Annotated in this window: 14 protein-coding genes; 4 read left to right on the forward strand and 10 right to left on the reverse strand. The window is 59.1% G+C overall.

The annotated features are described in order from the left end of the window. Positions 1–103: 103 nt before the first annotated feature. On the forward strand, positions 104–1,111 hold the full coding sequence (locus AC1RL4_RS25560; RefSeq protein WP_019580967.1) for a DUF481 domain-containing protein: 1,008 nt from the start codon (positions 104–106) through the stop codon (positions 1,109–1,111). A gap of 150 nt (positions 1,112–1,261) precedes the next feature. Here AC1RL4_RS25560 and AC1RL4_RS25565 read toward each other — a convergent pair whose 3' ends face one another. After that, entirely contained in the window at positions 1,262–1,471 is a 210-nt protein-coding gene (locus tag AC1RL4_RS25565) for a cold-shock protein (RefSeq protein ID WP_002554837.1), read from the reverse strand. Between the two features lie 353 nt (positions 1,472–1,824). Here AC1RL4_RS25565 and dcd point away from each other — a divergent pair, with 353 nt between their 5' ends. Then, positions 1,825–2,391, forward strand: a complete 567-nt coding sequence (dcd, locus tag AC1RL4_RS25570; RefSeq protein ID WP_007940589.1) for a dCTP deaminase — start codon at positions 1,825–1,827, stop codon at positions 2,389–2,391. 107 nt (positions 2,392–2,498) lie between these two features. After that, positions 2,499–2,708 carry a hypothetical protein gene (locus AC1RL4_RS25575; protein WP_019580966.1) on the forward strand — a complete coding sequence of 70 codons (210 nt, stop codon included), beginning with the start codon at positions 2,499–2,501 and terminating at the stop codon, positions 2,706–2,708. Positions 2,709–2,760: 52 nt separating this feature from the next. Here AC1RL4_RS25575 and AC1RL4_RS25580 read toward each other — a convergent pair whose 3' ends face one another. The 8 genes from AC1RL4_RS25580 to AC1RL4_RS25615 form a co-directional block, all read right to left on the reverse strand. Then, on the reverse strand, positions 2,761–3,525 hold the full coding sequence (locus AC1RL4_RS25580; protein ID WP_007940591.1) for an ABC transporter ATP-binding protein: 765 nt from the start codon (positions 3,523–3,525) through the stop codon (positions 2,761–2,763). A 13-nt stretch (positions 3,526–3,538) separates the two neighbouring features. Then, complete coding sequence (locus tag AC1RL4_RS25585; protein ID WP_204125324.1) at positions 3,539–4,657, reverse strand: succinylglutamate desuccinylase/aspartoacylase family protein; 1,119 nt, start codon at positions 4,655–4,657, stop codon at positions 3,539–3,541. A 12-nt stretch (positions 4,658–4,669) separates the two neighbouring features. Beyond that, a complete protein-coding gene (locus tag AC1RL4_RS25590) occupies positions 4,670–5,380 on the reverse strand; it encodes an ABC transporter permease (protein WP_019580964.1) in 711 nt (236 codons plus the stop codon). After that, positions 5,377–6,105: an ABC transporter permease gene (locus AC1RL4_RS25595; RefSeq protein ID WP_018926931.1), complete on the reverse strand. Its 729-nt coding sequence runs from the start codon at positions 6,103–6,105 to the stop codon at positions 5,377–5,379. Before AC1RL4_RS25595 ends, AC1RL4_RS25590 begins: the two co-directional genes overlap by 4 nt. Before the next feature lie 56 nt (positions 6,106–6,161). After that, the gene (locus AC1RL4_RS25600) at positions 6,162–6,944 is read right to left on the reverse strand and encodes a transporter substrate-binding domain-containing protein (protein ID WP_019580963.1); all 783 of its coding nucleotides are present in this window, start codon (positions 6,942–6,944) and stop codon (positions 6,162–6,164) included. A 396-nt stretch (positions 6,945–7,340) separates the two neighbouring features. Beyond that, the gene (locus AC1RL4_RS25605; protein WP_493120432.1) at positions 7,341–9,029 is read right to left on the reverse strand and encodes an ATP-dependent DNA ligase; all 1,689 of its coding nucleotides are present in this window, start codon (positions 9,027–9,029) and stop codon (positions 7,341–7,343) included. Beyond that, entirely contained in the window at positions 9,026–10,057 is a 1,032-nt protein-coding gene (locus AC1RL4_RS25610; protein WP_096479617.1) for a ligase-associated DNA damage response exonuclease, read from the reverse strand. Before AC1RL4_RS25610 ends, AC1RL4_RS25605 begins: the two co-directional genes overlap by 4 nt. A 161-nt stretch (positions 10,058–10,218) precedes the next feature. After that, positions 10,219–12,669: a penicillin acylase family protein gene (locus AC1RL4_RS25615; protein ID WP_096479618.1), complete on the reverse strand. Its 2,451-nt coding sequence runs from the start codon at positions 12,667–12,669 to the stop codon at positions 10,219–10,221. A gap of 201 nt (positions 12,670–12,870) precedes the next feature. On the opposite strand from AC1RL4_RS25615, the gene AC1RL4_RS25620 reads away from it, so the two are divergent. Further along, positions 12,871–13,428, forward strand: a complete 558-nt coding sequence (locus AC1RL4_RS25620; RefSeq protein WP_096479619.1) for a cysteine hydrolase family protein — start codon at positions 12,871–12,873, stop codon at positions 13,426–13,428. A gap of 193 nt (positions 13,429–13,621) precedes the next feature. On the opposite strand, the gene AC1RL4_RS25625 is transcribed toward AC1RL4_RS25620, so the two are convergent. Next, positions 13,622–13,831 (reverse strand): SEC-C metal-binding domain-containing protein, encoded by a 210-nt coding sequence (locus AC1RL4_RS25625; RefSeq protein WP_007906737.1) that lies wholly within the window; start codon positions 13,829–13,831, stop codon positions 13,622–13,624. Position 13,832: the final 1 nt, after the last annotated feature.

The raw sequence follows: 13,832 nt of genomic DNA on the forward strand, positions 1-13,832 counted from the left end.
GAGAAATGAACTCAATAGAAATAGCCGGGTCAGTCCTTGCCAGGGCCTTATTTCCAAGAATAATGCCGATTTTTTTTCGCAAAGTTGAGCTTTTGATTCGCTTATGTTGCCCAGAACCTTGCTGTGCCTCGCTGTTGTCAGTGCCTCCACTCCTTTGCTCGCCGATACGGTCTGGTTGAAGAACGGTGACAAGCTGAGCGGCAAGATTACGCTCTTCGATGGCGGCAAGCTGTTGATCCAGACCCCGTATGCCGGTGCGGTTCCGATTGACTGGAAAGAGGTCAAAACCCTGGAAAGCGATCAGCAAATGTTGGTCAAGCAGGATGCTTACACTGGCGAGAAGGCCAAGTCGCTGCATGCGGCAGAGGACGGCAAGGTCACCCTGGCCAACGGCGATGGCCCCAAGACTGTGGAGTTGGCCAGCATTCAGCAGATGCTCAAGCCCAAACCGGTGGTCGAGGATTTGGTGTTTAAAGGTAACGTCGACCTGGCGCTGGATTATCAGCGCGCAGAAAAAGATACCGATGATTACGACGTCGGCTTCAAAACCACCGCGCGTCACGGTCGGTGGCGTCATACGGCGGAAGGTGAGTACAACCGCGAGTTTCAGGATGACGTGGTCACCACTGATAACTGGCGTGCCGAGTATTCTCTCGACCGCTTCCTCACCGAGAAGTGGTTCTGGCAGGGGCGTTTGAATTACAAGCGCGACAAGGTCGAAGAACTCTCCCGTCAGCGCACCGTCGGTACCGGCCCTGGTTATCAATTCTGGGATGACGAACTGGGTGCCTTCTCCCTGGGCTCGCTCCTCAACCGTACGGACTACGAATTTTCCGATGGCGGAAAGCAAAACTTCTATTCCCTGGCCGTGAAGTGGGACTACAACCGCTACCTGATTGGCAAGAAGGTCGAGTTCTTCACCAAAGGCGAAGTGGGCAAGCCACTGTCGGGTGTCGCCGATTACGCACTCGATACCGAGGCCGGCCTGCGCTACAAAGTCACCGACTGGGCGTCGCTGAACCTGAAGGCCGAGAAAGACATCATCAGTGGCACCGACAATGCGGACCTGAACAAGACCCGATATACCGCAGGGTTTGGCGTGGCTTGGTAACACGCTGGAAAATCAAAAGATCGCAGCCTTCGGCAGCTCCGCACCTGTGGGTGCCGCCGAAGGCTGCGATTTTTTGTTGCCACACAAAACATACAGGCACAAAAAAGCCCCGCTTTTAAGGGCGGGGCCTTTTACTAAAGCAAGTACAAGTTAGATAACTTGAACTTCTTCAGCTTGCATGCCTTTCTGACCGCGGGTAGCGATGAAAGAAACCTGTTGGCCTTCTTTCAGGCTTTTGAAGCCGTCGGATTGGATAGCTTTGAAGTGAACGAACAGGTCGTCACCGGATTGTGGAGTGATGAAGCCGAAGCCTTTTTCATCGTTGAACCACTTAACGGTACCGGTTTGGCGATTAGACATGGTGTAACTCCTTGAACAAAGATAACTGCGACTCAGGAAGAACCCTGGCCGAGACTGAGTGCAAAGAGCAGGAAAAATTCTTGTAGATGGTTGGATCGAAATTCAACATATCGTGTAGAGATTCTCAGTGACACAAGCAGCACAGTGGCGCCACCTTAACCCTTTTTCCGGAACGTGCCAATGGTTCTTGCGAAGGTTTCTCTTTTTTAATGACTGACGGTTAATAACATGGCGGTGAGGCCCCGGAATTCACGGGGAAACGGCGAGAATTGTCTCCCGGACTTTGAACCCGAGCGACTGCCCGGTAAGATGCCGGACAGAATTTTTCCACCTCGCTATTCAGGACTCCCGCCATGAGCATCAAATCGGACAAGTGGATTCGCCGCATGGCGCAAGAGCACGGCATGATCGAGCCCTTCGTGGAACGTCAGATGCGCGGCAGTGACGACAGTCGTGTGATCTCCTATGGTGTGTCGAGCTACGGGTACGATGTGCGTTGCACCAATCATTTCAAGGTGTTCACCAACATTAATTCGGCCATCGTCGATCCGAAAAACTTCGACGCTGGCAGCTTCGTCGACATCCACAGCGACGTGTGCATCATCCCGCCAAACTCCTTCGCCTTGGCCAGTACCGTCGAATACTTCCGCATTCCGCGCAACGTATTGACCATCTGTCTGGGCAAGAGCACCTACGCCCGCTGCGGCATCATCGTCAACGTGACCCCGCTCGAGCCCGAGTGGGAAGGCCATGTGACCCTGGAGTTCTCGAACACCACCAACCTGCCGGCGAAGATCTACGCCAACGAAGGCGTGGCGCAGATGCTGTTCCTCGAGTCCGACGAGGAATGTGAAGTGTCCTACAAGGACCGTGGCGGTAAGTATCAGGGCCAGCGTGGCGTGACCCTGCCGCGTACCTGAGTCAACCGTCTGACAAACCGTTGGAATTCCTGGGCGGGCGTACACTCTATGGGGTGTACTGCTCCGATTCGCGCAAGGCGGATCGGGCCATCGCTCAGGAGTGCTTCATGAAGATCGATCCGCGAATAAGTGCCGAACTGGCAAGGCTCGAGCCCAATCAGGTTGGCGTGCTGGCCTGGTCCTTGTTGGCGCATCCGCCAGTCAGCATGGCAGGGGGCATCCCCCATCAGCCTGATCCCGACACCCCCAATGAAGATCCGACAGAACCCGGAGAGCCCACCCTGCCGGATGAGCCACCTCCCGCGCCTGTGGTCTGATACCCGTTTTTGTGGGAGCGAGCATCGCTCGCTCCCACGGGAAGGTGGCGTTTTACTTGAGGTTGCCGCTCAAAAACTGCTTCAACCGCTCACTCTTCGGATTGCCCAGCACGTCTTCCGGCGCACCTTCTTCTTCCACCAGCCCCTGATGCAGGAACAGCACCTGGCTCGACACTTTGCGGGCGAAGCTCATTTCATGGGTGACCATGATCATGGTCCGGCCTTCCTCGGCCAGGCCCTGAATGACCTTGAGCACTTCGCCTACCAGTTCCGGGTCGAGCGCTGAGGTTGGTTCGTCGAACAGCATGACTTCAGGTTCCATGGCCAGCGCACGGGCAATGGCTACCCGTTGTTGCTGACCGCCTGACAGGAACGCCGGGTACTGATCCGCCACACGCGGCGCCAGGCCAACCTTGTCGAGGTAACGTCGGGCGCGGTCCTCGGCTTCTGCCTTGCTACAACCGAGCACCCGCCGCGGAGCCATGGTGATGTTTTCCAGCACCGTCATGTGGCTCCACAGGTTGAAGTGCTGGAACACCATGGCCAGGCGGGTGCGGATCCGTTGCAGCTCATCGGGGTCGGCCACATGGATACCGTGACGGTCCTTGGCCATGCGGATGTTCTGGCCGTCCATGCTCATGGTGCCGTCGTTGGGTTGCTCTAGAAAGTTGATGCAGCGCAAAAAGGTGCTTTTGCCCGAGCCGCTGGCGCCGATCAGGCTGATAACGTCGCCGGTTTTGGCCTTGAGCGAAACGCCTTTGAGCACCTGATGATCGCCATAGCTTTTATGCAGGCCTTCGATGGTCAGTTTGTACATGGGGCATGCATCCTCAAGGCGAAAGTAGATAGCCGCTGCGATAGGCTTCGGTGCCCGCGACGTGGGCGATTACCATGCCGGCAGTGGCCATGCGCCGTAGCGAACGGGCATACATCAGCCCGGCGACGGTGCAATGAACAGGGGTGACGCGATCATTGATCGGGTCGATGACTTCGGCGATCAGTTGCCCGGCCTCCAGGTATTCCCCGGGCAGGGCCGTAAACACCAGCAGTCCGCCCACGGGTGTCGCCACCGGTTCGACGCCGGCCAGTGGCGTGGCCGGGTAGGGCAGTTCCGGTAAGGGCGCCGGCTCACCGGCAATCGCGCCGAAGTGAATCAGATAATCGATCAGCGCTTGGCAGTCGAGGCTGGCCAACGGGTGATTAACGTCGCCCTGACCGCGCAATTCGACGGTGACCGAAAAGCTGCCCAGCGGAATATCGAAATGCTCGCCGAAGCGTTCTTTCAACTGCCACCAGAGCAGGGTGAAGCATTCATCGAATGACTGGCCGCCAGAGTCGGTGGCCAACAGGCTGGCTTCGGCACCGATGTAGCGCGCCAGCGGTTCGACCTGAGGCCAGGCTTCGGGCGTGGTGTAGAGGTGCGCGACGGCTTCGAAATCGCAATGCAGGTCCAGCACCATGTCCGCGTCGCAAGCCAGTCGTTGCAGGGTCAGACGTTGGGATTGCAGTTGCGTGCTGGCGGTATGGCGCGCCAATGCGTCGCGCAGGCTGCTGCGGATCAGTTCGAGGTTGCGTTGTGGATCGTCGCCCAGCAGGCCTTCGATCTCATTGGCGACTTCTTCACTCAAGTCGACGAACCAGCGATTGAAGTTCTGCCCGCTTTCCAGCTCGTAGCGGCCCAATGGAACGTCCATCAACACTTGTTCCAGGCCAACCGGGTTGGCCACGGGCACCAGCACGATTTCGCTGCGCAGCCGGCCGGCGGCTTCCAGCTCCGCCAGACGCTGTTTGAGGTGCCAGGCCACCAGCATGCCGGGCAATTCATCGGCGTGCAGGGAGGACTGGATGTAGATCTTGCCTTTGGCCGCCTGGGGGCCGAAGTGAAAGCTGTGGATCTGTCGCACGGTCCCCGGCAGTGGGGCCAGCAGGTCATGAATCTGGTGGCGCATGTACGAATTGTCCTAGTGAGTCGGCCCGAGGAAGGCCAGCCATCGGCGTTCGGCGAGGCGGAACAGGCCGACCAGCGCAAAGGTAACGGTCAGGTAGATCAGCGCGGCGATGCCGAACGACTGGAAGGTCAGGAAGGTCGCCGAGTTGGCGTCGCGAGCGACTTTCAGGACATCCGGGATGGTCGCGGTGAACGCTACGGTGGTCGAGTGCAGCATCAGGATCACTTCGTTGCTGTAGTAAGGCAACGAGCGACGTAGCGCCGACGGCATGATGATGTAGGCATAGAGCTTCCAGCCTGACAGACCGTAGGCCTTGGCCGCCTCGACTTCGCCGTGAGCCATGCTGCGAATCGCCCCGGCGAAGATTTCCGTGGTGTAGGCGCAGGTGTTCAGGGCAAAAGCCAGGATCGTGCAGTTCATCGCATCGCGAAAGAACGCATCAAGGACGGGCTGCGCGCGCACGGCCGCCAGGCTGTAGATGCCGGTGTAACAGATCAGCAGCTGAATATAGAGCGGCGTACCCCGAAACAGATAGGTGTAGAACTGCACCGGCCAGCGCAGGTAGAACTTGGGGGAAACCCGAGCAATGGACAGCGGGATCGATACCAGAAAGCCGATGAAGATCGACGCACTGAGCAGCCACATGGTCATGGCCAGGCCGGTGATGTTGTAGCCGTCGGTATAAAGGAAGGGTTTCCAGTATTCCTGCAAGAGTTCGATCATCGTACGGCCTCCCGGGCACCGGCGGCGTAGCGGCGTTCGAGCCAGCGCAGGACAACGTTGGAGGCACTGGTGATCAGCAAGTAGATCAATGCGGCCAGCACTAGGAAGTAGAACAGTTGATAGGTGCTTTTACCGGCGTCCTGCGCAGCCTTGACCAGGTCGGCGAGGCCGATGATCGAGACCAGCGCGGTGGCCTTTAGCATCACCATCCAGTTGTTGCCGATGCCCGGCAGGGCGAAGCGCATCATTTGCGGGAACACCACGAAACGAAAACGCTGGCCACGTTTGAGGCCGTAGGCAGTGGCGGCTTCGACCTGGCCCCGTGGCACGGCGAGGATCGCCCCGCGGAACGTTTCGGTGAAGTACGCGCCATAAATGAAGCCCAGGGTGATGACCCCGGCGCTGAACGGGTTGATCTCGATGTATTCCCATTCCATGAGGTCGGTTAACGAGGTCAGCCAGGTTTGCAGGCTGTAGAAGATCAGCAGCATCAGCACCAGGTCCGGTACCCCGCGAATCAGCGTAGTGTAGATTTGCGCGGGCACGCGCAGCAGTTTGACTTTTGACAGCTTGGCGCTGGCGCCCAGCAGGCCGAGCAACACGGCCACCAACAGCGACAACACCGATAATTTGATGGTCATCCAAGTGCCTTCCAACAGCAACGGACCGAAGCCCTGAAGGCTGAAGGCTGAGAGCCCCAAGTTTTGTAATAGGTTTTCAAACATAAATCAGCAACCTGATCGGGTGAAAAAAGCGCCCATCGCGAGATGGGCGCCGGGCATTACTTGCCGCTGTACAGATTCAGATCGCCAAAGTGTTTCTTCTGAATGGTGGCGTAGGTGCCATCGTCGTGTAACGCTTTGATACCTTTATCCAGAAGTGCTTTCAGCTCTTTGTTACCTTTCGAGATACCGACTGCTGTTTTGGCCGGCAGCAATTCGCTGTCGACGGGCTTGCTGACTTCGTAATCGGCGCCTTTTGGCGATTTGATGAAGCCAAGTTCAGCTTGCAGCATGTCCTGGATCGCGGCGTCGAGACGACCGGAAGTCAGGTCGGAATACACCTGATCCTGGTTGGCGTAGGCCTGGGTTTTCACGCCGGCCTTGTCCAGCACGGCTTTGGCATAGGCTTCCTGAATGGTGCCTTGCTCGTAACCGACGGTTTTGCCCTTCAATGAGGCGACGTCTGCGCTCAGGCCGGAGCCTTTCTTGAACACGTAGGCGGTAGGGCCGGAGAACAGCTCGCTGGAGAAGTCGATGACTTTTTCGCGGGCCGGAGTAACGGTCATCGAAGAGATCACACCGTCGAATTTATTGGCTTTGAGGCCCGGAATCATACCGTCGAAATCGCTTTCGACCCATTTGCACTTGACCTTCAGCTCGGCGCAGATTGCATTGCCCAGGTCGATGTCGAAGCCTACCAGGCTACCGTCGGCTGCCTTGGACTCGAACGGCGCGTAGGAAGGGTCAACGCCAAAACGCAATTCTTTGTATTCCTTTGCCAGCGCGGAGCCGGCGGCCATGCACAACGCCAGTGCAGAAAGGGTCAGCAATGCTTTTTTCATTATTCAATCCCTAAGAACCAATATGAGCGCTTGTGGCGCAGAAGTACTGTTACTGAAAAGCGTAAGACCTATTAAAAGTAGCAATTTCCGAACCAGAGTCCCGAACAAGCGTTTTAAAAGATGATTCAGGAAGTGGCAAAGCGCGATTTGTGCACGAAAACGGGCATCGCCAGATTCTTGCGCCTGGATGGTGCGCGGGGAGGCTCATGCCCATTAAATCTTGATGTTATTTATGTAGCAGCTGTCGAGCCTGCGAGGCTGCGTTCGGCTGCGCAGCAGTCGAAAAATCAGAACTTGCGGTGAGTCAGGCGGACCGCATCAGCTGGATTCACGACTGCTGCGCAGCCGAACGCAGGCTTCGCCAGCTGCTACAAAGGCAGGGCCACAAGAGTCGGGTCAAGCCAGTAAATCCTGCAACGTCGCCAGGCTGTCAGCTTCTTCCACCGACTTGTCCAGCCGCCAGCGCAATATCCGCGGAAACCGCACCGCAATCCCGCTCGGGTGCCGTTTCGACGGGGCAATGCTCTCGAATCCCAGCTCAAACACGAGGCTCGGTTGCACACGGATCACCGGTCCGGATTTTTCAACCGTGGTCTTGCGTACGATGCTGTCGATCTGGCGGATTTCTTCGTTGGTCAACCCGGAGTAGGCCTTGGCGAAAGGCACCAGTGTCCGCTCGCTGGCAGAGGGTGGGCCGTCCCACACGGCGAAAGTGTAATCAGTGTAGAGACTGGCCTGGCGGCCATGACCCTGCTGGGCATGGATCAGCACTGCATCGACACTGAACGGGTCGACTTTCCATTTCCACCACACGCCCGTGTCTTTGTTCCGCCCGACGCCATACTGCGCATCGCGGGCCTTGAGCATCATGCCTTCGACCTTCAGTTTGCGAGAGGCTTCTCGTTGGCGGGCGAGGTCGAACCAGTCTTCGCCGATCAACATGGGCGAGGCAAGTAACACCGGGTTTGCGCAGGTGGTGACGAGGTGTTCCAACTGAGTGCGGCGCATGGCCTGAGTCTGGTTGCGCAAATCCTGGCCCTGCCATTCGAGCAGGTCAAAGGCCTGAATGACCACGGGCACCTCATCGAGGATTTTCTTGTCCAGCGTGTTACGGCTGCTGCGTTTTTGCAGCAGGGCGAAAGGTTGCACCGCCAGCGACGCAGGCGATTGCCGCTCGCAAGCGCTCCCAGAACCCGAGGGCGCGGTTTTCCAGGCGACGATTTCACCGTCGATCACCGTGCCGTCGGGCAAGTCGTGAACCAGGCTGCCCAGTTCGGGGAAGCGTTCGGTCACCAGTTCTTCGCCTCGCGACCAGACCCATAAGCGACCGTCGCGCTTGACCACTTGGGCGCGGATGCCGTCCCATTTCCACTCCACTTGCCATTGGCTGGCCGGGCCGAGCAGGGCTTCGAACTGCTTAACCGGTTGCGACAACGCATGGGCAAGGAAGAACGGGTAGGGTTGGCCACCCCGTTGGGCATGTTCATCGGGTGCTTCGGGGGCAATCAGCTTCAGGTAACTGGCGGCATTCGGGCGGTGCGACGGGTCGGTGTAACCCACCAGCCGCTGGGCCACGCGTTTACCGTCGAGCCCGGCCATAGTTGCCACGGCGCGGGTGACCTGCGATTTGGAGACACCGACACGGAAACTGCCGGTGATCAGTTTGATGCACAGCATCAGGCCCTGGCGATCCAGTTGCGCCCACAGCGCGGGCAGGCGTTCGGCGAGGACCCGCGGGGGCGCGCTACGCAGCGGCAACAGTTTGTCTTCAATCCACACCGTCAGTCTGTCGGTAGACGTGTGAGGCGTTTCGGGCAGCACCAGCGAAATGGTTTCCGCCAGATCACCCACCGCCTGGTAGCTTTCCTCGAACAACCAGGGCGAGAGCCCGGAACACGCGATTGCCATGTCGCGCAGCACCCGTACCGGCACCCATTGCCGAGACCTCCCGCCGGCCAGCAAATACACCGCCCAGGCGGCATCTTCGGGCGTGGCCTGGGCGAAATAATGCCGCATCGCCGCCAGTTTGGCGTTGCTTGAGGTGGTGGCATCGAGTTCGGCATACAGCTCGGCGAAGGCTTTCATGCCTGCACCTCGGTGCTCTCGGGTTCGAAGGCTGCGTTGTTCTCGTCGTCGCCGTATTCGGTGCGCAGTCCCATGGCATCAAGGCCCTGTTCGCGCAGATGCCGCACCAGCACTCCGATCGATCCATGGGTGACCTTCACCCGCTCGGCCCCGGACTGTTCGATGGCCCAGAGCAGGCCGGGCCAATCGGCGTGATCGGACAACACGAAACCACGATCCACACCATGCCGCCGCTGCGTGCCGCGCAAACGCATCCAACCGCTGGCGAGGGCATCGCTGTAGTCGCCGAAGCGCCGTACCCAATTGCTGGTACCCGTTGCAGGCGGCGCGAGGACCAGAGCTTTGCGCATCATCGGATCCTGCTTTTTTACTTCGCGGGCATAAATCGTTGGCGGTAAATGAATGCCGCTCTGACGATAAAACTGATTGATCGGTTCAACCGCGCCATGCACCAGGATCGGACCCAGGCTGGTATCGAGGCCATGAAGAACCCGCTGAGCCTTGCCGAAGGCATGGCAGAGCAGCACGCTGGTTTTATCGACTGCGGCGTTGGCCCGCCACCACTGATTGATCTCGGCAAGGATCTGCGCCTGGGGTTGCCAGCGGTAAATTGGCAGGCCGAACGTCGATTCTGTGATGAAGGTGTGACAGCGCACCGGTTCGAACGGTGCACAGGTGCCGTCGGGCTCTGTTTTGTAATCACCGGAGGCGACCCAGACCTCACCGCCGCATTCCAGCCGCACCTGGGCTGAGCCGAGCATGTGGCCTGCGGGGTGAAAACTCAGTTTTACGCCATGGTGCAGCAATTGCTCGCCATAGGGCAGCGTTTGCAGGTTGATGTGCTGGCCCAGCTGCGCGCGCAGAATGCCCGCACCCGGGGCCGCCGCCAGATAGTGTTGATTGCCACGGCGAGCATGGTCGCTATGAGCGTGGGTGATGACTGAGCGCTCGACAGGGCGCCACGGGTCGATATAGAAATCCCCGGGCGGGCAGTACAAACCTTCAGGACGTGCGATAACAAGGTCCATATTGTTACCAGAATGGAGAGGCCTGTTAGCTAGGAGGTTTGCCCGAAACGAGAAGTTCTATTTATTTTCACAGAGATTAAAAACAAAAGATCGCAGCCTGCGGCAGCGCTTACAAATGGGTGCGAATCCCCTGTAGGCGCTGCCGCAGACTGCGATCTTTGTTACTTGCCAGGCGTCAACGTCAACCGCGTCTTGCCATACACCTTGTCAAAGTTCTGCGGCTGCATCGGCAGGCTCATGTATTGACCCTTGAGCCATGGATCGACGCTGTCGAGATAGTGCGGGCTGGCCGGGTTGCCGGATTGGCCGGTAGCGTTCTGGCCCATCAGCGGCTCGGCCTGGCCGAAGTCGACAATAAAGCGCATGGCCGGGGCCTGCGTGGTGTTGAAGTCCTGACCCCAGGCGAACGAGGCGGTGTTGAGCGTGGTGTGATCGCCGCCGGCCGCCAGCGGACCGCGCACGGTCTGGCCGCTGGCGTTTTTCCACTCGTAGCGGTGCAGCTTGCCCCACTGCCAGGCTTTGTGATCACCGCCCAGCTGGCTGTCACCCGCGCTGATCGCAGCCGCCAGGCTACGGGCCAGGATCGCCGGTTTGTCTTCTTTCTGCGCGGTGCGCACGTCATCCCAAAACGGACTGTCCTCACGCCCAAGCAGGTGATCGGCCTGGGCCGCGTAGGATAAATTGCCGTTGGCGATAAAGGCTTTCCACGCCGGGCTGCTTTCCGGGCCCAGTTCGTCGAGGAAAATCTGTTTGGTGCTTTCCTGCAGGAACAGCTCGTAAATCGCCGCGTCGGCGGAGGTCGGGCTGAGTTTGCCGTCGAAGGCCATCAAGCGGGTATACGCCTCGCGAGCCTTGCCGCGATCGGCCACCGGCAACGCTTCGATGGCCTGCTTGAGTGGCTGGGCCATGCCCGGCGCTTCAAACATCTTCTTCAGCTTGGCGGCGAAGGTGGTGGTCTGGTCGTATTGCATGGCGATCAGGCTGCGGGTGTCGTGTTTGCCCGCGCCCGCCAGTTCGGCCATGCGTTCGCCACGCTCCGGCGCCGCCCAGGAATTGGACAGCTGCATGCCGTAGCCATGGGGAATGACCCGCTGGTTGGCGGTGCCGAGCCAGCCCTGCGCCGGGTCCTGGTCATACGGATGGAGCATCGGGTCGGCGTAACCGTCCCAGTCGTAGCGACCTTCCCAGCCTGGCGACGGCAGCAAGCCTTCGCCTTCGCGACGGTTCGGGTAGCGACCGGTGACTTGCCAGCCGATATTGCTGGCATCGGCAAACACCAGATTCAGGGCGATGGCGCGGATTTCACGGCTGGCGTCCGACGCTCTCTCGGTACTCTGCGCCCGGGACAGGTCGAAAAAGGCGTCCAGGGTTTTGTCATCGGTGAAGTCCGGCGCCTGCAGGGCCAGGCCGAAACCATTCGCCAGTGCCGTGCCCTGGGCGCTGTTGAGCAGTGGCCCATGGCGAGTTTCGTACACCGCTTCGCGAATCGGTCGCTGGCCTTTGACGAAATAGGTTTCGTTGCGCACGATCGCCGGCTGCCATTTGCCGCCCACTTCGTAGGAAAGGCCATTGCCCTGGCGTTTGATTTTTTCCAGGAACACGTCCTGGTTGTCGCCCATGACTGTGGTCATGCTCCACGCCACTTTGCCGTTGAAACCAGCGAGCACCATCGGTAACCCGGCAATGGTTACGCCGGAGGCCTGGTATTTCGGTGCGCGAATCTGCACGTAACTGAACAACGAAGGGACGCCCAGCGGTCCATGGCTGTCGCTGGCCAGCAGGCTCTTACCGCTGCGGCTGCGTTGCGGGGCGATCGCCCAGTTGTTCGAGGAGGTAGCGCCCAGCAGATTCAGATCCGACAGTTGACCAGTGGCTTTGCTGATTTCGCTCAGCCCCGGGATTTGCCCGGTGAGTTTGATGCCCTGAAGTTTTTCAGCTTCAGCCACCGGCAGTTTTTCGTCGGGAGCGGACGGGGTCAGCCACGCCAGTTTGTCGGTGCTGACGGTCTGGGCCAGCATCAGCGAGGAAATTTCTTCCGGCAGGTTCGCCGACTGGCTGAAGTTCAGCAGGCAGAACATCAGCGCCGAATCTTCCGGTTTCCAGTACTCAGGCTTGTAGCCGGTGGCCGCGAGGTCCGCCGGCAGCTTGTCGCGGTAGCGGAACAGGTAGGCGTTGACCCCGCGGGCATAGACTTCGAAGAAACGCTTGAGGCGTGGCGACGAGGCCTTATACAGCTCATCCGCGCTTTTCTTCAGGTTGACCGCACGCATGTAGCGGTCGGCATCGAGCAGGTCCGCGCCGGACATCTCCGCCAGACGGCCCTGGGCCAGCAGGCGCAGAGTGACCATTTGGCTGATGCGGTCGCTGGCGTGCACGTAGCCGAGGGTGAACAGCGCATCGTGGAAGCTGTTGCTCTCGATCAGCGGCATGCCCATGGCATTGCGGCGAACCGAAACGTTTTGCGCCAGGCCCTTCAGCGCTTGCACGCCGGAGGTGGGGGGGAGGGTGTCCTGGGCGTTCCAGGTCTGACAACCGGTCAGGCTCAAAACACCGGCCACTGCTGCGGCAACGCCGAACCGGGGAAGAAAATGTGTAAGGGCTGGCGAGGCCATGGCAAAGCTCCTGCGGGGGTAGTGACGCGACAAAGGCGCTACGTTAGTGAGCAGGAGGTGGCCGCGCAAGCGGCGGCTGGGTTATTTCTTTTCGGTGATCGCCGGCATCAGGTCATCCTGTTTGCGTTTGATGGCTTGCCAGTAGCAAGAGGCGATGCTGAAGTGCGGCAAATTCAATGACCTCGCATAGGGAAAGTCGGCATGGAGCTTAGGACAAACGCGGCGCTGATCATCATCGATCAACAAAAAGGCATCCTGCATCCCAAGTTGGGTCGTCGAAACAACCCTCAGGCTGAAGAGCGCATCCTGGAGTTATTGGGGCATTGGCGTCGCACCGGGCGACCGGTGATTCATGTGCAGCACCTGTCCCGCTCTGTGGATTCGGTGTTCTGGCCGCAGCAATCGGGGGTGGAGTTTCAGGAGCGCTTCCAGCCATCGATCGGTGAGTGGCTGATACAGAAACAAGTGCCGGATGCGTTTTGTTCGACGGGGCTGGAGGCGCGTTTGCGCGAGGCGGAGATCGATCAATTGATCATCGTTGGCGTGGCGACTCACAACTCGGTGGAGTCCACGGCACGAACGGCTGGCAACCTGGGGTTTGAGGCGTGGGTTGTGGAGGATGCGTGCTTTACCTTCGACAAGGCGGACTTTTTCGGTAATGCCCATTCAGCTGAAGAAGTGCATGCGATGTCGCTGGGGAATCTGCATGGGGAATATGCGACGGTCGTCAGCGCCGCAAACATCCTCATGAACGACTGAAACCTTGAACTGACCCCAAAATTAGGATTGGTGTCCAACTTTTGGGGTGCAGATCAACTTGTAGGAGCGAGGCTTGCCCGCGAAGAACGATGACGCGGTTTTTCTGATTGATCGTGGCGCCCTTTTCGCGGGCAAGCCTCGCTCCTACAGGGATTTGCGATTCAACAGGCGAAGAAATTATCCGCCCGAAGCCTCAAGCCCCGTGGCACTTCTTGAATTTCTTGCCGTTGCCGCATGGGCAAGGGTCGTTGCGGCCGACGTCTTTCAGGGCGTTACGCACCGGTTCCTGGTGGGCGTGGCCGCAGTTCGGGCCATGAACGTGGCCATGGTCGTGATCATGGTGGTCGTGATGGTCATGATCGTGGTTGCAGTCAGGGCCATGGACGTGGGGTTGCTGGGTCATC

Source organism: Pseudomonas sp. GW822-FHT07A10 (assembly GCF_058798795.1).